22 protein-coding genes are annotated in these 23,646 nt (G+C 70.5%); 14 read left to right on the forward strand and 8 right to left on the reverse strand.

Annotation, left to right across the window (positions count from 1 at the left end; translation table 11 throughout):
- Nucleotides 1-49: 49 nt before the first annotated feature.
- From AB0B91_RS31850 to AB0B91_RS31860, 3 genes are all read right to left on the reverse strand, one after another.
- Entirely contained in the window at nucleotides 50-2,869 is a 2,820-nt protein-coding gene (locus AB0B91_RS31850; RefSeq protein ID WP_358327361.1) for a BTAD domain-containing putative transcriptional regulator, read from the reverse strand.
- 548 nt (nucleotides 2,870-3,417) lie between these two features.
- The gene (locus AB0B91_RS31855) at nucleotides 3,418-4,068 is read right to left on the reverse strand and encodes an NAD(P)H-binding protein (protein WP_358327363.1); all 651 of its coding nucleotides are present in this window, start codon (nucleotides 4,066-4,068) and stop codon (nucleotides 3,418-3,420) included.
- Between the two features lie 32 nt (nucleotides 4,069-4,100).
- The gene (locus tag AB0B91_RS31860; protein WP_358327365.1) at nucleotides 4,101-4,742 is read right to left on the reverse strand and encodes a DsbA family protein; all 642 of its coding nucleotides are present in this window, start codon (nucleotides 4,740-4,742) and stop codon (nucleotides 4,101-4,103) included.
- A 140-nt stretch (nucleotides 4,743-4,882) separates the two neighbouring features.
- On the opposite strand from AB0B91_RS31860, the gene AB0B91_RS31865 reads away from it, so the two are divergent.
- The 5 genes from AB0B91_RS31865 to AB0B91_RS31885 all read left to right on the forward strand — a co-directional run bounded on the left by AB0B91_RS31865 (nucleotide 4,883) and on the right by AB0B91_RS31885 (nucleotide 9,502).
- Nucleotides 4,883-5,800, forward strand: a complete 918-nt coding sequence (locus AB0B91_RS31865) for an AraC family transcriptional regulator (RefSeq protein WP_358327366.1) — start codon at nucleotides 4,883-4,885, stop codon at nucleotides 5,798-5,800.
- 97 nt (nucleotides 5,801-5,897) lie between these two features.
- On the forward strand, nucleotides 5,898-7,076 hold the full coding sequence (locus AB0B91_RS31870; protein ID WP_358327368.1) for an FAD-dependent oxidoreductase: 1,179 nt from the start codon (nucleotides 5,898-5,900) through the stop codon (nucleotides 7,074-7,076).
- 200 nt (nucleotides 7,077-7,276) lie between these two features.
- Entirely contained in the window at nucleotides 7,277-8,173 is an 897-nt protein-coding gene (locus AB0B91_RS31875) for an RNA polymerase sigma-70 factor (RefSeq protein ID WP_358327370.1), read from the forward strand.
- A gap of 267 nt (nucleotides 8,174-8,440) precedes the next feature.
- Nucleotides 8,441-9,268: a carotenoid biosynthesis protein gene (locus AB0B91_RS31880; RefSeq protein ID WP_358327372.1), complete on the forward strand. Its 828-nt coding sequence runs from the start codon at nucleotides 8,441-8,443 to the stop codon at nucleotides 9,266-9,268.
- A 102-nt stretch (nucleotides 9,269-9,370) separates the two neighbouring features.
- Nucleotides 9,371-9,502 carry a hypothetical protein gene (locus tag AB0B91_RS31885; RefSeq protein WP_358327374.1) on the forward strand — a complete coding sequence of 44 codons (132 nt, stop codon included), beginning with the start codon at nucleotides 9,371-9,373 and terminating at the stop codon, nucleotides 9,500-9,502.
- Between the two features lie 125 nt (nucleotides 9,503-9,627).
- Here AB0B91_RS31885 and AB0B91_RS31890 read toward each other — a convergent pair whose 3' ends face one another.
- Together AB0B91_RS31890 and AB0B91_RS31895 are read right to left on the reverse strand one after the other, a co-directional pair.
- Nucleotides 9,628-10,650 (reverse strand): aldo/keto reductase, encoded by a 1,023-nt coding sequence (locus AB0B91_RS31890; protein ID WP_358327887.1) that lies wholly within the window; start codon nucleotides 10,648-10,650, stop codon nucleotides 9,628-9,630.
- A 2-nt stretch (nucleotides 10,651-10,652) separates the two neighbouring features.
- Entirely contained in the window at nucleotides 10,653-11,264 is a 612-nt protein-coding gene (locus AB0B91_RS31895; protein ID WP_358327376.1) for an NAD(P)H-dependent oxidoreductase, read from the reverse strand.
- Between the two features lie 105 nt (nucleotides 11,265-11,369).
- On the opposite strand from AB0B91_RS31895, the gene AB0B91_RS31900 reads away from it, so the two are divergent.
- Entirely contained in the window at nucleotides 11,370-12,005 is a 636-nt protein-coding gene (locus tag AB0B91_RS31900; protein ID WP_358327378.1) for a TetR/AcrR family transcriptional regulator, read from the forward strand.
- 230 nt (nucleotides 12,006-12,235) lie between these two features.
- On the opposite strand, the gene AB0B91_RS31905 is transcribed toward AB0B91_RS31900, so the two are convergent.
- On the reverse strand, nucleotides 12,236-12,787 hold the full coding sequence (locus AB0B91_RS31905) for a site-2 protease family protein (protein WP_358327380.1): 552 nt from the start codon (nucleotides 12,785-12,787) through the stop codon (nucleotides 12,236-12,238).
- Between the two features lie 132 nt (nucleotides 12,788-12,919).
- Here AB0B91_RS31905 and AB0B91_RS31910 point away from each other — a divergent pair, with 132 nt between their 5' ends.
- A complete protein-coding gene (locus tag AB0B91_RS31910; RefSeq protein WP_358327382.1) occupies nucleotides 12,920-13,507 on the forward strand; it encodes an HD domain-containing protein in 588 nt (195 codons plus the stop codon).
- A 202-nt stretch (nucleotides 13,508-13,709) separates the two neighbouring features.
- Here AB0B91_RS31910 and AB0B91_RS31915 read toward each other — a convergent pair whose 3' ends face one another.
- Complete coding sequence (locus AB0B91_RS31915) at nucleotides 13,710-14,468, reverse strand: MerR family transcriptional regulator (protein WP_358327384.1); 759 nt, start codon at nucleotides 14,466-14,468, stop codon at nucleotides 13,710-13,712.
- 10 nt (nucleotides 14,469-14,478) lie between these two features.
- On the reverse strand, nucleotides 14,479-15,363 hold the full coding sequence (locus AB0B91_RS31920) for a DUF2268 domain-containing putative Zn-dependent protease (protein WP_358327385.1): 885 nt from the start codon (nucleotides 15,361-15,363) through the stop codon (nucleotides 14,479-14,481).
- Between the two features lie 223 nt (nucleotides 15,364-15,586).
- Between AB0B91_RS31920 and AB0B91_RS31925 the strand changes: the two genes are divergently transcribed.
- The 7 genes from AB0B91_RS31925 (at nucleotide 15,587) to AB0B91_RS31955 (ending at nucleotide 23,586) form a co-directional block, all read left to right on the forward strand.
- Complete coding sequence (locus tag AB0B91_RS31925; RefSeq protein WP_358327889.1) at nucleotides 15,587-16,825, forward strand: helix-turn-helix domain-containing protein; 1,239 nt, start codon at nucleotides 15,587-15,589, stop codon at nucleotides 16,823-16,825.
- Nucleotides 16,826-16,943: 118 nt separating this feature from the next.
- Nucleotides 16,944-17,780 carry a fumarylacetoacetate hydrolase family protein gene (locus AB0B91_RS31930; RefSeq protein ID WP_358327387.1) on the forward strand — a complete coding sequence of 279 codons (837 nt, stop codon included), beginning with the start codon at nucleotides 16,944-16,946 and terminating at the stop codon, nucleotides 17,778-17,780.
- 1 nt (nucleotide 17,781) lies between these two features.
- On the forward strand, nucleotides 17,782-18,693 hold the full coding sequence (locus tag AB0B91_RS31935; protein WP_358327389.1) for a VOC family protein: 912 nt from the start codon (nucleotides 17,782-17,784) through the stop codon (nucleotides 18,691-18,693).
- Nucleotides 18,690-20,525 (forward strand): acyl-CoA synthetase, encoded by a 1,836-nt coding sequence (locus AB0B91_RS31940; RefSeq protein ID WP_358327391.1) that lies wholly within the window; start codon nucleotides 18,690-18,692, stop codon nucleotides 20,523-20,525. The genes AB0B91_RS31935 and AB0B91_RS31940 overlap by 4 nt, the downstream gene beginning before the upstream one ends.
- A gap of 97 nt (nucleotides 20,526-20,622) precedes the next feature.
- Nucleotides 20,623-21,543, forward strand: coding sequence for an amidohydrolase family protein (locus AB0B91_RS31945; protein WP_358327392.1), 921 nt, complete (start codon nucleotides 20,623-20,625; stop codon nucleotides 21,541-21,543).
- Nucleotides 21,536-23,293, forward strand: coding sequence for an FAD-dependent monooxygenase (locus tag AB0B91_RS31950; RefSeq protein WP_358327394.1), 1,758 nt, complete (start codon nucleotides 21,536-21,538; stop codon nucleotides 23,291-23,293). Before AB0B91_RS31945 ends, AB0B91_RS31950 begins: the two co-directional genes overlap by 8 nt.
- On the forward strand, nucleotides 23,290-23,586 hold the full coding sequence (locus AB0B91_RS31955) for a hypothetical protein (protein ID WP_358327396.1): 297 nt from the start codon (nucleotides 23,290-23,292) through the stop codon (nucleotides 23,584-23,586). Before AB0B91_RS31950 ends, AB0B91_RS31955 begins: the two co-directional genes overlap by 4 nt.
- The last annotated feature ends 60 nt before the right edge of the window (nucleotides 23,587-23,646 follow it).

Genomic DNA, 23,646 nt, shown 5'->3' on the forward strand with positions numbered 1-23,646 from the left:
CTGATCGTGCCTGCAACGACAGGTTTCCGGCAGGCGTACCGCCGTGCGCCTACCGTTCGCCGGCCATCCGGCTGATCTCGGTCAGCGCGGCGTCAATGCGCGTGCGGGTGTCCTCGGTGCTGTACCACTCCGCGGGGCACTCGTCACGGGCCCGGGCGAGGAGGGCGCGCGCCTCCGCCGGGTCGCCGCGTGACAGCTCCACCTCTCCCATACCGAGATATGCCCAAGCCATCGTCTCCATGGAGCCGTATCTGCGCGACAGCTCGGTGGCCAGCTGGTAGTCGGCCCCCGCGCCCGCCGGATCGCCCAGGCTCAGCAGGGCGTCGCCCCGCCGGCACAGCGCCTCGGCGATCTCCGTCCCGGCGCCCAGCTCGCGTGCCGTCGCCAGCGCTTCACCGGCCAGGGTGTGGGCCTTGCGGTGGTCGCCCTGCTTCTGGTGCAGAGAGCCAAGTCCGGACAGCACCAGCACGGTGCCCCAGCGCTCGCCAATGGCCTTGAACGCGGCCAGGCTCCGTTCGAAATGGGTCAGGGCCTGCTCCACGTCGCCGAGCACGTCGAGCACGAACGCCCAGCCGGCCATGGCCAGCGCCGCCTGCCAGGGGGAAAGACTGGCGGACTTCCGCATGACCTCTCCGTAGGCCTCCATGAAGTCGCCGGGCGGTCCCGTGAACATCGACAGCAGCATCATCAGGAACTCGACGCGCTGTGGCACGTAGGTCAGCGGAAGCAGCTCGCGGACCTCCTGCAGGTGGGCACGGAGCTCGTCGTCGATCTCGCCGGCCCAGGCAGTGACGAGCACGCACATGACGTACTCCTCCTCCATGCCGTCGAACCGGTGTGAGCCCAGCATGGTCAGCAGCGCGTCGGCCAGACCGGCGGTGGCGGTGCGGTTGCCGCGCATCCACCAGTAGCAGGCGCTGTGCGCCAGCAGCCGCAGCGCCGTCTCCAGCTGCCCCGACTGGGTCGCCCAGCGCACGGCCGCGCTGAGGTCGTCGCTCTCCTCGTCCAGCCTGGCCAGCCACTCCAGCTGCTCGCAGGTGCGCAGCCGCGCGTCGGCCGCGACGACCAGGTCCAGGTAGTACGCGGCATGCGCGTCACGCATCGCCTCCACCTCGCCGGACTCGACCAGCCGCTCCGCGCAGAACGCCTGGATGGTCTCCAGCATCCGGTAACGCCCGCCCACGAACTCCACCAGCGACTTCTCCGCCAGCGAGAACAGCACCTCCTCCGGCAGACCGCACACCAGCTCGGCCGCCTCGGGCCGCGCGCCGCCCACGAACACGGTCAGCCGCCTGGCCATCCGCTGCTCGTCCTCGTCCAGCAGGTCCCAGCTCCACGCGACGACCGCGCGCAACGTCTGGTGCCGGGGCAGCGCCGTACGACTGCCGCGCGTCAGCAACCGGAACCGGTCGTCCAGCCGCGCCGCCACGTCGGACACCGACAGCGTACGCAGCCGCGCCGCCGCCAGCTCGATGGCCAGCGGCAGCCCGTCCAGCGACCGGCAGATGCGCACGACCTGCGCAGCGTTGCCCTTGTCCACGGCAAAGCCCGGATGAACGGCCGCGGCCCGGTCGGCGAACAGCCGGACGGCCGGGTAGTTCAGCGGGTAGACCGCCTCGGGCGGCGGCAGCCGCAGCGGCGCCACGGGCAGAATCGCCTCGCCGGTGATGCCCAGAGCCTCCCGGCCGGTCGCCAGCACCCGCAGCCCCTGGCAGGCGGCCAGCAGCACGTCGGCCAGCTCAGCGGTGGCCGCGATGAGGTGTTCGCAGTTGTCCAGCACCAGCAGCAGCTCGCGGTCGGCGAGCGCGGTGACCAGTCGCGCGACCGGCTCCACGACCGGTCCCGCCGGCGGTGTGCGCAGGGCGTCGCGGATGCCGAGTGCGGCCAGCACGGCCCTGGGCACGTCCGCGACGTCGGAGACCGGCGCGAGCGGCACGAAGCAGACGTCCCCCGGCTCCTGCTCGGCCGCCTCGATCGCGAGCCGGGTCTTGCCCGCGCCGCCCGGTCCGATCAACGTGATCAGCCTGGCGACCCGCAGGCTCGCGCCGACCTGGGCGAGCTCCTCGGCGCGGCCGACGAAGCTGGTGAGCTGCGCCCGCAGCCCGTGCCGTTCAACGGCCGTGCGTGGCGCGGACGTGCCCAACGCCGGGTCGGCCCGCAGCACGGCCAGGTGCGCGGCGGCCAGTTCGGGACCCGGCTTGACGCCGAGCTCCTCGTCCAGGATCTTCCTGGCCTCGTCGTAGACGGTCAGCGCTTCGGCTTGGCGGCCGCTGCCGTAGAGAGCGCGCATGAGCTGTGCCCGCAGCCGCTCCTGCAGGGGGTGAGCGGCGATGAGCCGGCTCAGCTCGGCGACCAGCTCCCGATGCCGGCCCAGGTCCAGATCGGCCTGCACGCGGTCCTCGACGGCGGCCAGCCACTGCTCCTCCAGCGCCGTCGCGGCGGCCTCGGCGTGCGGGGCGTCGACCAGCGGAGCGCCCCGCCATAGCTTCAGCGCCTCCCGCAGCAGCGTGGCCGCCCGGCCCGGGTCGCCGCCGGCCAGCGCCTGCCCGCCTGCCCGCGCGAGCTGCTCAAATCGCCGCACGTCCACGTCCTGCGGGTCGGCGATCAGCCGGTAGCCGGCCGGGTGGAACTCCACCAGGTCCCTGCCCAGCGATCGGCGCAGCCTGGACACCTGCGACTGCAGCGCGTTGGCCACGCCCTCTGGGGGACGAGCGCCGTACATGCCCGCCGCCAGCTGCTCCGCACCCACGATGCGCCCGGCATGCAGGGCGAGCAGCGTGAGCAGGGCCCGCCCCCGGGGGCCGCCGAGCGCGACGGGCTCGCCATCCTCGCCCAGCGCGATCGTGGGCCCGAGGATCTGGAAGCGCATGCGTCGATTATCGCGGATGCGGCAGGGGCGTGACCCCGACGCCAACCTGCACACAAAAGATCCCGCCATCCTCCGGATTGTTGTAGTGCTGCGAGGGTGCGGCCGCGTTTGACGGTTTTGCCGACGTCGTAGCGGGGTGCGGGCCGGCAGTTGGGGATGCCGGGTGGGCGTCCGGGGCCGGGCTTGGAGGATTTGGGTTCATCGGCCGGCTGGGCAAGCGCGGGACGCAGGTTTCGAAACCCGCGCCGGACGCGGGCGGGAATGAGCCGACCCCGCGCGGCCGGTTTCTCCCATGGATGACGCAGGTCCTCGGTCAGACGGCGACCCAGGCGAGCCCTAGGCTGGCCTGGTGTCCGAGGACGCCGGACTGCGGGGCTTGCGGCGAACGGCTGCGGCCGGGCGCACGGCCGGGGCCGTGTTCTGCTTGTCGATGTGTCGATCCAGGCAGTGCGAGGAGCGATACCGATCGCTGATCGCAGGGCGACGCTGTGGGAAGCCCGCCACTTCCCACGGAAAGTGGCGGGCCGAAAAGCCCGTGCGCCTGTCGGTCAGTAGCCGACGGTGAAGCGCTGCCGGCGGTGGCTGGGCTGCTCGATCTCGTCGAGGAGGGCGACCGCGTAGTCCTCCACACTGATGGCGCTGTTGCCGTCGTCGTCGGTGATGAGGTCGTCCAGGGCGGTGCGGTAGCTGCCGGTGCGGGTGCCGGGCTCGATCGTGGCCGAGGGGCTGATGCTGGTCCAGTCGACGTCGTTGACGGTCCGGTAGTAGTCGAGGGCGTCGCCGTGGGCGTGCATGATCTGCAGCAGGAAGTCGGGCAGGCCCGGGGCGTCCCACACCTGCTTGCCGTCGGGGGTGCGCAGGGACCCGGCGCCGCCGACGGTGATCAGGCGGGGTGCCTGCTCACCGAGGGTCCGCAGTACTTCGGTGAGGGCGACGGCGGCAGGCTTGATGGTGGCGATGTGGCCGGGGCCGTCACCGCCGCCGACAGCGCTGACGACGACGTCGTGGCCCTTCACGGCGGCGGCGATCGACGGGGCGTCGAGGACGTCGCCGGTGGTGACGGCCAGGTTCGCGTGGTGTTCGGTGACCTTGGCGGGGTCACGGACGACGGCGGTGACGGTGTGGCCGCGGTCGAGGGCCTCGCGGACGATGGCGGAGCCGATGGTGCCGTTGGCGCCGAAGACAGCGATGTTCGTCATGGCAGTGTTTCCTTCGTGAATTGACGTGGTGGTCAGGCGGAGGCGGGGGCCAGGTGCCGGTCCAGGGCCTCAGCGAGCTGGAGGGCGCTGGAGATCGGTCCGCCGAGCCGGTGGTTGCCGGTGGGGGTGTGCAGGAGCAGGGTCGGGTAGGCGTCGACGCCGAGCCGGCGCAGTTCCCGGAAGCCGCTTTCGGCTTCGGTGCGGGTGGCCGGGTCGAGGAAGGCTTCGATGACGGCACTGACGTCGAGGCCGTGCCCGGCGGCGATGGACCGGTACACGTCGAGGTCGGAGAGGCTGTGGCCGTCGACGCACCAGGCGCGCTGGAGGGCGCTCGCCAGTTCGAGAGTACGTCCGGGAGCCTGACGGCTCAGCGCGACCAGGCCGACGGCGGCGTCGGTGGAGTCCAGCACCAAGGTCCCCTTGGCCACGGCGTGGTGATAGCCCTCACCGAAGGTGACCCCGGTGGCGGCGGCGATACGCTGGGTGGCGTCCGGGATGTGCGGGTACGCCGCCACGGGCAGGGCGCGCGGGCCGGAGAAGAGCCCCCCGGACAACACCCGCAGCTCGATACGGTCCGCGTTGCCGTCAGCGAACTGCCGCAGCGCCGGGCCCAAGCCGTAGCACCAGCCGCAGTAGGCGTCGAACGCGTACGTCAGACGAATGCGGTCTGCCATTCGAGGCCTCCTTAGATTGGTAGAAGTCAGTCATCGACATCGGCCGAGATCTTCGACGTCCTTGCCGCCGCTTATGCTCTCGACTGATGTCAACGATAGGAGCCGCGAACGGTTCCGCCCAGGTACGGTGAGGACTCATCGTGGTGAAAAACGGACAAGCATCGATTCCGGAGATCCAGTACGTGCCGCCGGCGGCCGGCGCGGTCGGTGTCGAAGTGATGCCGATCGCCGAACTGCGCCGCCGCATGCATCGCCACGGCGGGGCGGACGGCGCCCGGGAAACCGAGGGCGCCGGCGGCGCACAGCGCCCGGACTTCCACCTGCTCCTCACGGTGGAACAGGGGCTGCTGTGGCACATGGTCGACTTCGCCGACTACGCCGTCACCGACAGCACCTGGCTGTGGGTCCGCCCCGGCCAGGTACAGCGCTTCGGCGACCTCAGCGCGGCGAACGGCACTCTGGTGCTGTTCCAGCCCGACTTCCTCGACCCCGCCACCGCCACCGACGTCCGCCTCGACGACCCCTTCGGACGCACCCTGTGGCAGATCACCGGAGAGGACGCCCCCGCCCTGCACCGGGCCCTCGACCACCTCGCCCACGAATACGGCACCACCCACATGCCGGCCCCCACCCGCTCCGCCATCCTCCAGCGACTGCTCGCCGTGCTCCTGCTGCGCCTGACCCACTTGACCGCACCCGTGGGCACCCTGCCCGCCGAGCACGCGGAAACCTTCCAGCGCTTCCGCGCCGCCGTCGAGACCGACTTCACCCGGGCCCGCGACGTCGGACACTACGCACGCCTCCTCGGATACTCGCCGCGCACCTTGACCCGGGCCGCGCTCGCCGCGGCCGGCGTCGGCGCCAAGGAGTTCATCGACCGTCGCGTCGTGCTGGAGGTCAAACGCCTCCTCGCCCACGGCGACGAACCCGTCGCGGGCATCGGGACCCGCCTCGGCTTCCTCGACACCAGCAACTTCGTCAAATACTTCATCCAGCGCACCGGCACCACACCAGCCACCTTCCGTAGCCGGTACCGCCAGGCCCGGGTCACCCGCTGAACCCGCCGCGTCCGATGTGCGCTACGTCTCACCCGCGGGCCGTTACGCCGGATGCGCGGCTGGTGTCTCTATGCCGAGTCCACAACACGAGGGAGACATGATGAACGGGAACGTCGAGGTGGTCGTGGTCGGCGGCGGGTACGGGGGCGTGATGGCGGCCAATCGCCTGGCTCGGCGCGATGGTGTCTCGGTGACCCTGGTCAATCGACGTCCCGACTTCGTCGAGCGGATCCGCCTGCACCAGCTCGTGACCGGCTCCGATGACGCGGTCGAGGGCTTCGGTGAGGTTCTGGGCGGGAACGTCCGGCTGATGGTCGACGCCGCGACCCGGATCGACGCTGCCGAGCGCCGGGTGTCGCTGGCGGGCGGTGGCACGCTCTCATACGACTACCTCATCTACGCGGTGGGCAGCGGCGCCGCCGATCCCGGCGTGCCCGGAGCGGCAGAGTTCGCTCATTCGGTGTCGGACCTCGAGGGGGCGCGACGACTGCGGTCGGCGCTCGCCGCGGCGCCCGCGACGGCTCCGGTGACCGTGGTCGGAGCCGGCCCGACCGGCATAGAGACCGCCGCCGAGCTGGCCGAACTGGGTCGCGAGGTCACCCTGGTCTGCGGCAACGTGCTCGGTCCCTACCTGCATGCCCGGGGCCGCCGCCCGGTCGCCCGCCGGCTCGCCGAGCTGGGTGTGACCGTCATCGAAGGTCCCCGCGCGCGGGTGACGGAAGTGACACGCGACGCCCTACGGCTCGACGACGGCCGCGGGCTGCCCAGCGCGGTGACGATCTGGACCGCGGGGTTCCGGGTTCCGGACCTGGCCGCCCGCAGTGGGCTGCGCACCGACACCGAAGGCCGCCTGCTCACCGACGCGACGCTGACCAGTGTGGACGACGTGCGCATCGTCGCTGCTGGGGACGCGGCGGCGATGACGGACCGGCCATTTCGGATGAGCTGCCAGGCCGCCGTACAACTGGGCGCAGGGGCCGCGGCCACAATCCTGCGCCGGATCGCGGGGAGAACACCCGCTCCCGTCCGGTTGATGTTCGCCGGGCAGTGCATCAGCCTCGGCCGGAACGAGGGCGTCACCCAGTTCTCCTACCTGAACGACAGGGCGAACGCGCTCCACATCAGCGGGCGGCTCGGTGCCAAGGTCAAGGAGTTCGCCTGCCGGTTCCCCCTCAACCAGTTGGCGTCCGGGGCACGCAAGGCCAGTTCCCGCGCAGCTGAAACGCCTCAGCCTGATCACCGCACGACGCCGTCCAACACCGGACGCGCGGCATAGCCGCCAAGCCCCCTCCTTCGGCCGGACCGACTGGTCCGGCCCAAGCACACAACGCCGCAGTCTCGTATGCCGCGGCCGGGGCGCCATTCCCACCAGATCAGTGGGGAGGCTGCTGCCGACAACCCGGCTTCAGCCTGGGTACATTTCCACGGCCTGCTTCCGGCATATGGGGCCGACCGCGAGAGAGCGAAGCGCACGACATGAACGACCACCCCGCCGACCCCGCGACCGAGGCCTTCGTGGCCCATCGCGACCTGCTGTTCACCGTCGCCTACGAGATGCTCGGATCGGCGGCGGACGCCGAGGACGTCCTCCAGGAGGCCTGGCTACGGTGGGTCAAGGTCGACCTGACGCAGGTGCAGGACCAACGCGCCTACCTGGTACGGATCACGACCCGGCAGGCACTCAACCGGCTACGCACCCTCAAACGGCGCAAGGAGGCCTACGTCGGCCCCTGGCTGCCCGAGCCCCTGCTCACCGCGCCGGACGTGGCCGAGGACGTCGAACTGGCCGAGAACCTGTCGCTGGCACTCATGTTCATCCTCGAAACCCTCTCACCGACCGAACGCGCCGTCTTCGTGCTGCACGAGGTCTTCGACATCGGCTACGACGACATCGCGGCCGCGATCGGCAAGAGCCCCGCCGCCGCACGCCAGCTCGCCTACCGCGCCCGCCGGCACGTCGACGCCCGCCGGCCGCGCACACCGGCTTCCCCGGAAGAAGCCCGTGCAGCGTTGAGTTCGTTCCAGAACGCGCTCGTGACCGGGGACCTGCAGGGGCTGCTGAGCGTACTCGCCCCGGACGTTGTTTTCGTCAGCGACGGCGGCGGACTCAGGCTTGCGGCCCTGCGGCCGGTCGTCGGCGATGACAAGGTCCTCCGTTACATGGCCGCCAGCATCGTCAAAGCCGGCGGCACCTTCACCAGTGAGCTCACGACGGTCAACGGCAACCCCGCACTCATCCTGCGCCTGGACGGCGAGATCGACGGCGTTCTGGCCTTCCGCGTGGAGAACGCCCGCGTCACCGGTCTCTACTACGTCCGCAACCCCGAAAAGCTCACCCGCGTTGAGTCCGAAACCCCCCTCACCTCCCGCTGACCGTCCCCCCGCGACACGGCCGACCGAGGTGCGCAGTGCGCACGTCAGCCTGACTGAAGGTTGATCTTTGCCCGGGCGCCGGCGCTGCCGGGGGGACTCACCCAACCATGGAGTTCCGCAATGACCACTACCGACTCCACTCACGAACGGAAAGCACCGGCAGTCGGCCGCCCCGCGCCTCTCGGCGCCGCCAGGACAGGCTCGGACACCACTGCCACCGGCACCCATGGCGGGCTACCACGCCGGTCGGGACTCGACGGTTGGAGAGTGATCACCTGGGTGCTGACGGCCGCCGCGCTCGTTGTGGCCCTGATGGCACCGCTTTCAGGGTCGGCGCCCTACATGTTCGTTCTGCTGCTGTCGATTCCCATGGCGTTCATCTACGGCGTGCGTCGCTACGGTGCGAAGGCGCTGCTGCTCTTCTTTGCCGTGACCTTCGTGGTGAGCAACTTCTTCGAGAATCTCAGCATTTCCACGGGCTTCCCCTTCGGCCACTATCACTACACCGGTAGCCCGAAGCTGATCGATGTGCCGATCTTCATCGGCCCCGTCTACTTCGGCTTGGGCTACCTGTGCTGGCAGGTGGCCAACGTCCTGCTCGACGAGGCGGACACCCGGCTTTCCTGGCGGGCGGGCACCGGGCACCGCGTCAACGTAGTCGCCCTGCCCATGACCGCAGCAGCCATCATGACGATGTTCGACCTCGGCAGCGACTCGATCGCCTCGACAGTCAACCACGTGTGGATCTGGGAGCGGAGCGGCGGCGTGTTCGGCGTCCCCTACACCAACTACCTCGGCTGGTGGCTGGTCACCTACCTGTTCTTCCAGATCTTCGCCCTGTACCTGGCCCGTCGCCAGGCACCCGTGCGAAGCTCCAGGCTCGAACCGTCGCTGCAGTCGGTTCTCGTCTACGCGGGGCTTGGGCTCAGCACCATCCCCTATTTCGTGGCCGCCTCGGGCGACGACATCACGGATGCGACCGGAGCAGTCTGGAACGCGCACGCGCTCAACGAGACGATGATGACCATCAACCTGTTCACCGTGGTCTTCGTGGCTTTCCTCGCCTTGGTCAAGTTGGCACGCCACGACACATGACACCCCCTGAAGACAGCCACAGCCGGGGCGCGGTCAGGTGCTGGCCTGCCAGTAGGAGTGGAACGGCGAACCGGGTTCAGCGTCACATCCGTTGGCACTGCGATGCTGGACAAGGTGACCGGTGCGGCGCTGATGGTGGCGATGGCGGACGCGCGGGGTGAGGGGTGGGGCCTGCGCAAGATCGGTACGAGCGCCGGGATCTCGCATGAGCAGGTACGCCGGATGCTCGCATGAACGCCCGTCTTGCGACGGCGCGACGGTCGTGCCGGACATCAGCATCGGCAAGGTGAGGAAGCCCAGCAGCACCGCGGCCAGGGTTACAGCGGGACGGCTCTGACGTCGGTGGGTGACCACCACGCTCATGGGAGGCGTCTTCCGTCGAGCCTGGCAGCGGACTCGCCGAATACCGCCGGGTCGGCCTGGGCGAGGAAATCTCCGGGGAAGCCGAGCGTGAAGTCGGTGGCCGCCTCCAGGCGTCGCACCGTGTGCTGGGGCAGGGTGAGGTCCAGGGCGCCGAGCGTGTCCTTGAGCTGCTCGGCGGTTCTGGCGCCCAGGATCGGGTGTACGGCCCGCGAGCGTGCACGGGTCCAGGCGATGGACACCTGCGCGGAGGAGGCCCCGATCTCGTCGGCAACCCCCCGCACTGCCTGGGCGACGGCGTGCTCTCGGGCTCCAAGTGAGCGCGGGCTGATCCGCGTGGCCTGTTGTGGCCCCGCCGCAGAGCTGAACTTGCCGGACAGGACGCCGTGGGCGAGCGGTCCCCAGGCGGCGACCGTCAGTCCGAACGTCTGGGCCATGGGCAGCAGTTCGCGTTCGATGTCGCGGTTGAGCAGGCTGTATGGGGCTTGGATGGCCGCGAACGAGGTCCAGCCGCGCCACTCGGCCAGCGTGTTGGCGTGAGAGACGACCCAAGCCGGGGCGTCGGACATGCCGACGTAGAGGATCTTCCCGGCACGCACGGCGTCGTCCAGCGCCCGCATGGTCTCCTCGATCGGCGTGTGCCTGTCCCACAGGTGGACCCAGTACAGGTCGAGGTAGTCGGTGCCCAGTCGCCGCAGGCTGGCCTCCAGGGACAGGGTGAGGTTCTTGCGGTGGTTGCCTGCGGCGTTGGGGTCGCCGCCGTCGCGGGAGACGGTGTACTTGCTGGCCACGACGAACCGGTCGCGACGGCCCGCCAGCAGTTCGCCCAGGATGGTCTCGCTCCGCCCTTCGGAGTAGAAGTTCGCGGTGTCGATGAGGTTTCCGCCAGCCTCGCCGTACAGGTCGAAGATGCGGCGGGCCTCCTGCGGCGAGGCGCCGATCTGCTCCTCGCCGAACGTCATCGCGCCGAGGAAGACCTCGGAGACCCGCAGTCCGGTACGGCCCAGCAGCCGGTATCGCATGCTCACGCCGCCACTGCCGGGCCTGCTGTCTCGCGGAGCTTCTTCAGGGCGTCCGACCAGGCGATGACCTCATCGAGCAGCTCGTTCAGGGTCGGCTCCTGGTGTGGGCCGGGGGCGATCGCGCCGGGCTCGGCCGGATCGGTGATCTCGAAATCGGTGAAGGCCGACAGAGCGACCTGGGTGCGCACATTGGCGACCTGGAGCTCGGTCATGACCTGCCGCAGGTGCTCTACGGCACGCACGCCGCCGTGCACGCCGTGGCTGACGAAGCCGGCTGCCTTGTTGCTCCACTCGCCGTACAGGAAGTCGATGGCGTTCTTCAGCGCGGCCGGGGCCGAGTGGTTGTACTCGGGAGTGACGAAGACGAACCCGTCGAAGGAGGCGATGGTTTGGGCCCATTGGTGGGTGTGCGCGTGTTGGTAGTCGCCGAACAGCGCGGGCACGGGCTCATCCAGCACCGACAGTCCGTATTCGGCCAGGTCGACGATCTCGAAGGTCGCTTCTCCGGAGGTGACGGCGAGGTGGCGGGCGGCGACCTCGGCGACCCAGCGGGCCGCGACGGCGCTCCGGCGACGGGGGCGGGTGCTGCCGATGACGATGGCGATCCTGATCATGCGTATTTCTCCTCATGGTGTGTCGCGGGGCCGCGGCACGAGGTAAAGTACAACGTGTATGGCAAAAAGTAAAACGATTGTTGTAAATATGTTGGAGGATCTGGGATGACCAGGGAAAACACCACGACGCCTCGCCCTCGCGGAGGACTGGTCGGCAAGCGGCAGGCGATCCTGGACGGCGCCCTGACGGTGTTCGCCCGCGACGGCTACACGCGCGCCAGCATCGACGCGATCTCGGCTGAGGCTGGTGTGTCGACCCGGACCATCTACAACCACTTCACCGACAAGGCCGAGTTGTTCCTGGCCGTGATTCAGGAGAGCGCCACGCGGGCGGCCGACGTCCAGATCGCCATCATCGACCGCCACCTGCGCAAGGTCACCGACCTGGAGGCCGACCTCATCGAGTTCGGACGGGACTGGGCGACGCCAATGCCCGACAGCGCCGCCCACTTCTCCATGGTCGGACAGATCAACGCCGAAGCGGGCCACATCCCTCAGGAAGCGATCGACGCCTGGCAGGAGACCGGGCCACGGCGTGTCCGCCGAGAGCTGGCCGGTCACCTGCGACAGCTGGCCGACCGGGGACTGCTGCGCATCGACGACCCCGACCGCGCGGCACTGCACCTGCTGCTGCTGATCTCAGCCGAATTGCCGGCGCATCACGCTGCTCTGTCCGCCGAAGAGCTTACCGAGACAGTCGCCGCGGGCATCCACACGTTCCTGCACGGTCATCTCCGCTGAGACGGGTAGGTCGCCGGCGAAGCCAGCCGGTGCCCTCGAGTCGGGCCCGCCCAGGTCGGGGCTGACGGTCCGCGGTGCACCCGTCCGGGTTTGTGGTGCGGTGACACGGACCCGAGTGGGGGCCTACAAGTACGTTGCCGAACTCGCGACAGGCCGCCCTGTCGTCGAACAGTCGGCATTGCGAGCCGGGCTAGAAGCGGAAAGTGGGCAATCATCTACTCACGAGAACGTCAGTTCGTCAGTGTGAGCGGGCTGACCAGGTCGGCGTAGACGAGCAGGCCTGCCATGATCATCATCGCCAGCGCCGCCGCGTACGTCAGCGGCAGCACCTTGGCGACGTCGACGTACTTGGGCTTCGGCCGCCGCATGACCTTGGCGTAGGCCCGCTTGAGTCCCTCCCAGAGGCCGCCCGCGATGTGCCCGCCGTCGAGCGGCAGCAGCGGGATCAGGTTGAACATGCCGATCGCCAGGTTGAAACCGGCCAGCAGGCCGACGAAGGTGGCGATCTTCTCCTCGTTGGACAAGTCGGAGGCCAGGATCTCGCCGCCCAAGCGGCCCGCGCCGACCATGCCCACCGGGCCCTCGGGGTCGCGTTCCTCGCCGGAGAAGGCCGCGTGCCAGATGCCGACCATCTTGTCCGGCAGGTTGAAGATCGAGCCCGCCACCCTGGCCGTCTGCTCGCCCATGTTCGCCGTGGCCTGCCCGCCACCCTCGTAGCCGAACCCGACCTGCGGGTCGTCGCCGAGGTCACAGAGGTTCTGGCACCTCAGCGCCGTACCCACTGATCAACCGAGTGGCGGCTCGCCGGAGCTATGGGAGTTCGGAGTCAATTCGTCGAAGGCATGACCCGATCCTGGCGATGCAAGGCACTCGGGCCGCTTCTCGTTCTTGTTCCGCGCTCATACGGTCGGGGCATGAATGACATCCTCGCCCTGCCCACGGGACTGCTGGCCGACGCGAGCCTCGCCCTCGTACATAAGTCGGAGAGCACGCCGATCGCCGATCACAGCATCCGCAGCTTCCTGTTCGCCCGCCTGCTGGCCGAGCAGGAAGGCTGCCTGAACGACGCGGCTTACGACGAGAACCTGCTCTTCGCCGCCTGCGTGATGCACGATCTGGGGCTGGGCACCCTCGCGGCCGGCCAGGCCCGGTTCGAGGTGGAAGGCGCCGATCTGGCGGCATCCGTGCTGACCGAGCACGGCATCGCCGCGGCGGACGTCGACCGGGTGTGGGAAGCGATTGCCCTGCACTCCTCCCTGGGCATTGCCGACCGGCGCGGACTGCTGACCTATCTGACCCACAAAGGTATCTTTACCGACGCTGGCGTCTTCACCGACCTCGGCACCGCGATGCTCCAGCCGATCTACGCCACATACCCCCGACCCGCCGACTTGCGCTTCATGCAGGACGCGATCGTCGAGCATGCCGCCCGCTCCCAGGCCGCGGCACCGCCATACTCGATCGCAGCCTGGTACCTGCGCGAGCGGCAGGCCGGCAAGTGACCTCTGTCCTGCCGCCAGGAGTTCCACCCGCCATTCCAGATCGCCGTCGTCTTCGGTGCTGGGCAACGGCAGCAGCTCCAGCACCGTCTCCACGAAGGCCTCCCGTTGCCGCGACATCACCTGCTCGATGTGGTCAGGCACGGCGACGGCGCCATCGCCTTGCGGTTCGGAAGTCGTAGCGCTCGACCGCCTCCTCTACGAGCTACATCCGGGTCCGCGCGTACGCGTGCAGCACGTCGCGGACGAACCTCGCCCCCGCGGCATCGTCGTACATGCCGGCGAAGCGGGGGTCGTCTACGTACATGTCCCCCAGGCCTTTCACCATCGAGATCGAGCACTCCCGGTCGCCCTCGGCCGTGGGGGTGCCCGGGATCTGGCTCAGCCACCGGACGTGCCGGGCGGCCAGTGACTGAGCGTGTTCCGATGTCGGGCAAACCCCGGCCTTCGCCGCGGCCACCCATGCGGCGACGAGGTCCTCGACGTCCTGCTTCCAGGCGAGCTGCTGGTCAAGGGTCTTGCCGTGCCACCAGTCGTTGCTCACTTGGAACGCCCGCTCGCCCCAGCGTGAGATCACCTCGTCCTTGTAGTGGTCGTTGAACCCCGCCAACATGACGTCCATCCGCGGTTCCGCCCCCGCCTGCAGGGCCTCGAGCGTGTGACGTACAGACCGGATCTGCCGTTCGATGCGGTCTCGTTCCTCTTCCAGTGCGGCGATGTGGGCGCGGAGCCCGTCGCCCGTGTCCACTTCGTCGGCCAGGACCTCGGCGATGGCCGGCAAGCCCATGCCGAGCCGGCGCATCAGCAGGATCCGCTGGAGCCGGGCGACCGCGGTGGCGTTGTAGTAGCGGTACCCGTTCTCGCCGACCCGGGACGGGGCCAAGAGTCCGAAGCGGTCGTAGTGCCGCAGGGTGCGGCTGGTGATGCCGGCCCTCGTCGCGAGTTCCTGGATCGTCCACTCCATCGTTCCAGTGTTACCCGCGGCGGAGCGTGGTTGCGATGATCTCCGAGCTGTCGGCGTGCAGGGCCTGCGCCGCCGTCTGCCCGGTTTCCGCCAGGTAGGTGTCGACCAGCCGGTTGCCCGCGGCGTACCCGGCGCCCATCGGCAGTCCCACCGGGGTGAGGCCGAAGCGCTCGGCGCTGGGGTCGCCGTGCACCCAGGCGGTGAAGTTCTGCATGCCTGTCACGTCGAGCCCGGTGAGTACCTTGCTGAAGACCTCGTCGTCGTGCAGGTGCGGCACGCCGATGCGGGCGGGGCCGAGCTCGTCGCCGTAGAGCTGTCGGGCGAAGGCGTCGGCCAGGCCCTCGCCGACGATGTGATCGCCGACCGTGACGGTCATCGGGTCCCACACAACCCCGCCCGGACTCCACCGCAGGTTGTGGTGCAGTTCGTGCACGGCGGTGGCTTCCAGCCGCTCCACGTTCTCGGGGAAGGGCCAGAATGTGATGGCGATGTGGCCCGAGATGCCGCCGAACCCGGTCAATCCTTTGCAGGGACCCATGAAGTGCTCGTCACCCGGATCGCCGAGGACGAACAGCACGGTGATGTCCGGGGCCTCCAGCCCCGGCGTCGCCTCCAGCAGTACGGCGAGAGCGTTGTCGAGGGCGCGTTGCATCCGCTCCCAGGCCCCGGCCGCCGCCAGGGTTTCGAGCGCGTCGAGGCAGCGCCCCTCGTCGCGGTCGATGGGGAACCCGGACGTTTCGAGGTGCACGGCGACCAGGTCGACCTCGCCGGGGTTGTAGCGGTACATGCCCCTGTTGGCCTCCAGCATCGAACGCAGCAGGTCAACGCGGTCCGCGACCGGGGCCAGCAGGATCCGCCGCATGGCGGAATAGGTGTCAAGAACAGTGATCGACATGGCCCCGATGCTAGAAGTTGACGCAGCGTCAAGGTCAAACCAGCGGCTCTCTTCGTCGAGGTACGGCCGGCACGCCGTCACCCAGTCCCGTCATGACGCGACGTCGCCGGGTTCGAGGAACAGAGCGCGGTGTCGTGCCCATCGCTTGGAGGCGGCGGGGCGCTGCGCCAGCCCGTCCACCGCCTGCGGGGCCTTTCGTGCTAGGACTGGCCACGTGAGTGACATGCGGTGCCAATGGCTGCTGGGCCTGCGGGCTCAGGGCGGCGGACATCCCCCTGCGGCAACCCCCGCCACCTTGGCCTTCGCCCGTCAGACGCTGGGCAACGGGCCGACGGAGTGGGCGGTGGAGACGGCCGTGTGGATGACACAGGAGGTCATCCGGCAAGTGCCCGCCTATGGCGGCGGGCGCACGCCGTTCGAGACGTTGCGGCGCTCGGTGGAGGCGAGCGTGCTGACGGCGCTGACCGGGCTGTGCCAGGACACCCGTCCCTCGCCGGAGTTCGTGCCGGTGGAGGCGGTGGAGGGCAACGCGGATCTCGTACACCGTGGGGTGCCGCTGGACCTGGTTCTACGCGGCGTACGGATCGGACACGCCTGCCTGCACCAGCGGCTGATGGACGCCATCGACGCCGAACCCGAGCCGGCGCGCACGACGGAGAGCCACCGGGTCAGCGAGCTGTTGTTCTCCTACGCCGACACGCATGCCAGCCGGATGGCCGAGGAGTACATCGCCGAGCGAGACCGCTGGCAGGCCAGCACCGAGGCGGCGCGGCACCGCATTGTGGACGACATCGTGGCGGGGCGGCGGATCGACCAGGAGGCGGCCGAGCGCACGCTGGGCTACGAGCTGGCCCGCCACCACGTGGCGTTCGTGGTCGTCGCCGACGAACTCGACACTCCGGCCGAGGTGTTGCGGCGCTTCGCGGCGGAGGCGGCGCGGGCGATGGACGGCCACGGCGTGCTGACGGTGCAGGAGGGCCCGTCGGATGTGTGGGCGTGGACGGGACGGCTCTCGGGTTCTGCCCCCAGCGCGGACGTCGAGGTGCCGATGGGGCTGCGGCTGGCCGTCGGCCCGGTCGCGTACGGGGTGGCCGGGTTCCGGCGCAGCCATCTGGGCGCCAGGGAGGCTCAGGCGTTTCTGGCGGAGAGCCGGTTGTGCCGTCATGCCGGCATCCGGGTCCGGTCGCTGCTGGCGGCGAGCGGGGAGCGGGCGCAGTGGTTCGCCGAGGAGATGCTGGGCGGGCTGGCCGGCGCTGACGCGCGGCGGGCTGAGCTGCGCGAGACGTTGCGTGTGTACCTGGCCTCGGGCCGCAGTCCGCAACGGGCGGGCGAGATGTTGCACGTCTCGCGCAACACCGTGGGGTACCGGGTCAAGCAGGCCGAGGGCCTGCTCGGCCGTCCGCTGCCGGAGGACCTGCTGGAGCTTCGGCTGGCGCTGGAGATCGCCCGCACTCCGCGCTGAGCCCGATCGAGCCCGCCCAGAGCCCAAGCTCCGGCGAGAATTTGGGCCCGCGGCACAAGCGGCAGGCGGCGGGCCCTTCGTTAAATCGGCGTAGCAAACTGATGACGAAGGGAAGCCCATGCGTGTTGCCAACCTCGCCGGCCGGGCCGTGCTCCTGACCGGTGACGGCGCGGTCGACATCGAGAAGGCCGGCGGCGGCCGCTTCCCGGCCGACCCGCAGGCCCTGTTCGAGCGCTGGGACGAGCTGCGTTCCTGGAGCACCGACGCCGCGCCCGTCCCGTTCGACGAGTCCGACCTGGAGGCGCCCGCGCCGGCGCCGCGCCAGGTGTTCGCGATCGGGGTGAACTACCGCGACCACGCCGAGGAGTCGGACATCGAGCCGGGGGTGAGGCCGCCGGTGTTCACCAAGTTCGTCTCCTGCCTGACGGGCCAGGACGCCGTGGTCGCGCTGCCGGAGGGCGGGCTGACCGACTGGGAGGTGGAACTGGTCGTGGTGATCGGCCGACACGCCCACCGGGTGGCCGCGGCCGACGCCTGGGACCACGTCGCCGGGCTGACGGTCGGGCAGGACCTGTCCGAGCGCATCACGCAACTGTCGCCGCCGCAGCCGCAGCAGTTCTCCCTCGGCAAATCCTTCCCGGGCTTCGGGCCGATGGGGCCGTGGCTGGTCACCCCGGACGAGTTCGCGAACCCCGGCGACCTGGAGATCTCCTGTCTCCTGGACAGCGAGCGCATGCAGCACGCCCGTACCAGCCAGATGATCTTCCCGGTGCCGGAGCTGATCGAGAAGTTGTCGGCGGTGACTCCGCTGCTGCCGGGCGACGTGATCTTCACCGGCACCCCCGGCGGCATCGGCGGCACCCGCACCCCGGCCCGCTTCCTGGCCCCGGGCGAGCGCCTGCACTCCACGATCGAGGGCATCGGAACCCTGCGCACCACGTTCACGGGAGCCTGACATGGCGTTGCACCGCCTGACCCGCATCACCATCGGCGTCCCCAACGTCGCCGATACCGCCGCCTACTACGCCGACTTCGGCCTGCGGCCGACCGGCGAGCACACCTTCGCCACCGCCGACGGCGGCGAGCAACTGCGGCTCGTGCACGCCCCCACCCGCCGCCTGGTCGAACTGGGCGTCGGCGTGGACGACCCCGACGACATGGCCCGCATCGGCGCGAGCCTGGCCCGGCTGGACCTGGCCCTGGACGCCGAAGGCCGGGTGAGCGACCCCGGCACCAAGGTCCGCGTCCAGGTGTCGATCGCCGACCGGATCACCCGCCCGGCCGAGCCCGCCCCCGTCTACAACGGTCCCGGCCGCGCCGACCGGGTCGACGCCCGCTCCCCCGGCGTGCTGCGCGAGCAGCCGGTACGCCCCCGCAAGCTCGGTCACGTGGTGCTCGGCTCCACCGACCAGGAGGCCAGCCAGCGCTTCTTCACCGACGGCATCGGGTTCAAGGTGAGCGACGAGGTGCCCGGCATCGCCGCCTTCCTGCGCTGCTCGATCGACCACCACAACGTGCTGGTCCAGCCCGCGCCGGTGCCGTACCTGCACCACACCTCCTGGGAGGTCGAGGACGTCGACGAGATCGGCCGCGGCGCTCACCGCATGCTGGAAGGGCATCCCGAACGGCACGTGTGGGGGCTCGGACGGCACCACATCGGCTCCAACTTCTTCTGGTACCTCAAAGACCCCGCCGGCAACTTCTCCGAGTACTACAGCGACCTGGACTGCGTCGTCGACGAGGCGATCTGGAAGCCCGAGGTGTTCCAGGACATGCGCATCCTCTACAGCTGGGGGCCGCCGGTGCCGCCGTCGTTCATCGAGCCCGAAGACCTGGCCGCGCTGATGGCGGGAGCGCACAGCACATGAGCCACCACACCGACGGGAACCGGCCGCTGGTGCTGGTCCCCGAGGACCTACCGCTGGTGGAGGCGGTGCCGCTGACCGAGCGGGACCTGCCCGCCTCCACCTATGAGCTGCTGGCCCGCACCGCCACCGCGACCCCGGACGCGCCCGCGCTGCACCTGCTGGGCGAAGGCGCGGATGCCACCTGGAGCTACGGCGAACTGCTGACCCGCGTGCATCAGGCCGCCAACCTCTACACCAGTCTGGGCCTCATGCCGGGCGGAACGATCGGCCTGCTGCTGCCCAACTCCGGCCACACCTACGCCGCCCTGCTCGGCGCCCAGGCCGTCGGCGTGGCCAACCCGGTCAACCCGATGCTGGCCGAGCAGCACATCATCGACATCTTCACCCTCACCCGGGCCGAGATTCTGGTGGTGGCCGGGTCGGCGATGCTGCCCGGTCTGTGGGAGAAGGCGTTGCGTGTCGCCCGGGGGCTGCCGGGGCTGCGCGCGCTGCTGGTCGTGGGTGGCAATGCCTCCCTCGACGCCGTTCACGCCTCCGCGACGATGCGGGGCGGCGACTTCGAGCGGCTGGCCGCCGAACAGCCCGGCGACCGCCTGATCACCTCCCACCGGCCCGAGCCGGGGGACCTGGCCGCGTACTTTCACACCGGCGGCACCACCGGCACGCCCAAGATCGCCCCGCACACGCACGCCATGGAGGTCTACATGGCCTGGGTGCTCGGCTGCTCGGGCGCCTACGCGGGCGGTGACGGGGTGGCGCTGGCCGGGTTGCCGTTGTTCCATGTCAACGCCGTGCACGTGACCGGGTTGGCGCCGTTCATGCACGGCGCCGGGGTGGTCAGCCTTGGCCCGCTCGGCTACCGCGACCGGGCCCTCATGGCCGGCTTCTGGCGGATCATCGAGCGCTACCGGGTCACCGCGTTCTCGGCCGTGCCGACTGTCTACGCGAGTCTGCCGCCGGTGCCCGACGGGGTGGACATCTCCAGCCTGCGCGCCGGCGCCGTCGGCGCCGCCCCACTGCCCGGCCGCGTGCGCACCGACTTCGAGCAGCGGGTCAAGGTGCCCATGCTGGAGGGGTACGGGCTGACCGAGGCCACCTGCGCCAGCGCCGCCACCCCCGCCTTCGCGCCCCGGGCCGGATCGGTCGGACTGCGGCTGCCGTACCAGCACATCAAGGCCGTCACCATGGACGCCGATGACCGGCCCACCGGCGACTGCCCGCCCGGGCAGACCGGCGTGCTGGCCATCAGAGGTCCCGCCGTCTTCCCCGGCTATCTGGGACCCGACGGTCCGGACCCGACCGGCAAGATCTTCGACGGCTGGCTGCTCACCGGTGACCTCGGCCACGTCGACGCCGACGGCTACGTCTACCTGACCGGCCGCGCCAAGGACCTGATCATCCGCGGTGGTCACAACCTGGATCCCCGGCCTATCGAGGAATCCTTGCTGGCCCACCCGCAGGTGTCGGGCGCGGCCGTGGTGGGCCGCCCGGATGCGCACTCCGGCGAGGTGCCCGTCGCCTACGTGACCGTCAACAGCCCGGTCACCGAGGCGACCCTGCTGGCCTGGGCGGGCAAGCGGGCATCCGAGCCGGCCGCCGCCCCCAAGGCGGTTCACGTCGTCGAGTCGCTGCCGACGACCACGGTTGGCAAGCTGTTCAAGCCCGAACTGGTCGCCGACGCCGTGCGCCGCCTCCTGGCCCAGCTCGCCCCCGGCCATCCGGCCGACGTCGTGCTGGAGGACGGCCGCCCGGTCGCCCTGATCGACCCGGACCCGGACCTGGCCGCCGCCCTCGACCGGCACAACATCGCCTACCGTACGAGGGCCTCATGATCGACCAGCGCGTCCGCGATCTCCTCAGCCGCCGGACCGCCGGAGTCCTGGCCACCACCCGGCCCGACGGCACCGCCCGCACTCAGGAGGAATCCGCATGACCGGCCGCATCGACGTTCACCAGCACCTGGTCCCCGAGCCGTACGCCCGCTGGCTGCAATCCCACGGCGTGGACGCGCCGGGCGGGCGACCGCTCCCGGCGTGGAGTCCCGCCGAGGCGCTGGAGCTGATGGATCGCCAAGGCATCGCCACCGCGATCCTGTCGCTGACCACGCCCGGCGCCTTCCTGGGTGACGGGAGCGATGCCGCGTATGTGGCCCGGCAGGCAAACGAGTACGCCGCACAGCTCGCCGCCGACCGCCCCGGCCGGTTCGGCTTCTTCGCCACACTGACCCTGCCCGATGTCAAGGCCGCCGTAGCCGAGGCCGCCCACGCGCTGGACGAGTTGTCCGCCGACGGGGTGATGCTGCTGGCCAACAGCCACGGCGCCTACTTGGGCGACCCGGCCTTCGACCCGCTCATGGCCGCCCTCGACGAGCACGCCGCCGTCGTCTTCGTCCACCCCGCCCAACTGCCCGGGCCCACGGTCGAAGGTATCCCGCCGTTCGCCGCCGACTTCCTGCTCGACACCACCCGCGCCGCCTTCACCCTGGTCAAGCACGACGTGCCGCGGCGCTTCCCGAACATCCGCTTCATCCTCTCCCACGCCGGCGGATTCGTCCCGTACGCCGCCCACCGCCTGGCCATCACCGTCTTCGGCGACACCGGCCGCGACCCGAATCAGGTCCTGGCAAACCTGGCCGGCTTCTACTTCGACACCGCCCTGTCCGCCAGCCCAGCCGCCCTGCCCTCCCTGCTCGCCTTCGCCAAGCCCGGCCACGTCCTGTACGGCAGCGACTGGCCCTTCGCCCCCGAACTCGCCGTCACCTACTTCAACACCTGGGCGGACGACGACGCCATCAACCACCGCAACGCCCGCGAGCTGTTCCCCCGCCTGAAGGAGGCACCCCATGCTTGACGTGCTCATCGTGGGCGGCGGCGGCGCCGGCCTGACCGCCTCCATGCTGCTGTCCCGCCTCGGCGTCGACCACCTGCTCGTCAGCTCCCTGCAGGCCACGTCCGTGCTGCCCAAGGCGCACGTGCTCAACCAGCGCACCATGGAGATCCTCTCCGACCTCGGGATCTCCGAGACCATCTACGAGCGCGGCACCCCGCCCGAGCAGATGCGCTACTCCGGCTGGTACGCCGGCCTGGCCGGCCCCACCGGCGACTACGGCCGCCGCTTCGGCCTGGTCGAGTCATGGGGCTGCGGCGGCCTGTCCGACGACTGGGCCGCCGCCAGCTCTCAGCGCCAGACCAACCTGCCGCAGATCCGGCTGGAGCCCATCCTCAAGGCCCGCGCCGAGGAACTGGCCCCCGGCCGCATCCGCTTCGGCCATGAGCTGACCACCTTCACCACCGACGCCGACGGCGTCACCGCCACCGTCCTGGAGCGCGGCAGCGGCCACACCTACGAGGTGCGCGCCCGCTACCTGCTGGCCTGCGACGGTGGCCGCACCGTCGGACGCCGGCTCGGCGTCGTCATGGAGGGCGCCCGCGACCTGGCCCGCATCGCCACCGTCCACCTGTCGGCCGACCTGTCGGCCTTCGCCCACGACCCCGAGGTGCTCATCCGCTGGCTGACCCTCCCCCACACCGGCGGCGGCGCCACCATGGTCCCCATGGGGCCCGACCACTGGGGCCCCGATTCGGAGGAATGGGTCGTCCACCTCAACTACGCCGCCGACGACCCGCGCGGCCTCGACGACGAGCAGGTCGCCGCCGACCTGCGCACCGCGCTCGGCCTGGAGGACCACCCGCTCACCGTGCACCTCATCACCCGCTGGTCCATCGAGGGCGTGGTCGCTGACCGCTTCCGCGACGGCCGCGTCTTCCTGCTCGGCGATGCCGCCCACCGTCACCCGCCCACCGGCGGCCTCGGCCTCAACTCCGCGATCCAGGACGCCGCCAACCTGTCCTGGAAACTCGCCGCCGTCCTGCACAGCCACGCCGACGAGCGGCTCCTGGACACCTACGAGCCCGAGCGCAAGCCCGTCACCGCCCGTAACGTGCAACGCTCGGTCGAGAACGCCCTCAACCACATCGTCACCAGCCAGGCCGCCAGCATCGTGCCCGGGGCCGATCCGGAGACGAACTGGCGGCAGATGCGCCGCCTGTGGAGCGGGCTGCCCGAGGACGCCGAATACGCCCGCGCTGTCCGACGCGCCATCGCGGGGCAGTCCATGGAGTTCAACGAGCACAACATCGAGTACGGCTACACCTACGCCTCGGCCGCCATCGTCGGCGACGGCACCCCCGAACCGGACAATCCCGACCCGATCCGCCTCTACCAGCCGTGCGCCCGGCCCGGCCACCCCTTGCCGCACGCCTGGCTGGAAGACGACCACGGCCACCGCCTGCCCGTCCACGACCTTGTCCGGCCGGGCAGGTTCCTGCTCATCGCCGGTGAGGACGGCCATGACTGGTGCCGGGCCGCCGCGAAGCTCGCCGACGCCTGGCCGCTGGACGCCGTCCGCGTCGGGCATCTGGACGGCGACCTGCTCGACCCGCGCTCCACCTGGACCCGCCACCGCGGCCACGGCCCGGCCGGAGCGGTCCTGGTCCGTCCCGACCGGTTCGTCGCCTGGCGCGCCCAGGAGCCTGCCGACACGGCGGCCCAGCTGTCCCAGGCCCTGCAGTCGATCCTCGGCCAGGCCACCACGCCGTGACCCAGCACCCCAGGACCCGCCACCGCTACGACCCCGACCGCACCTACGTCGCGCACGACTTCCCTGAGCGGACCTTCGGCACCGGCGAGATCCACCTCAACTACGCCGTGGCCGGCGCCGACGACCTGCCCGCGCTGCTGCTCCACTCCGAGGTCGACACCTCCTGCGGCCAGTCGCTGCCACAGGGCGTCGGCCCGATGTTCGCCCTGTGGAGCAAGCGCCTCGGCGATCAACGGGCCGAACACGCTCCGCGCACGCGACCGGGACGATCAGGGCGATTCGGAGAGTCGTGACCCGGGCCATGAATCCGATGAGTGAGGGTCCTGGGAGGAACCCGCAGTAACGGCCACGTT

Origin of the sequence: Nonomuraea sp. NPDC049141 (assembly GCF_040648415.1) — a bacterium.
Taxonomy (GTDB): domain Bacteria; phylum Actinomycetota; class Actinomycetes; order Streptosporangiales; family Streptosporangiaceae; genus Nonomuraea.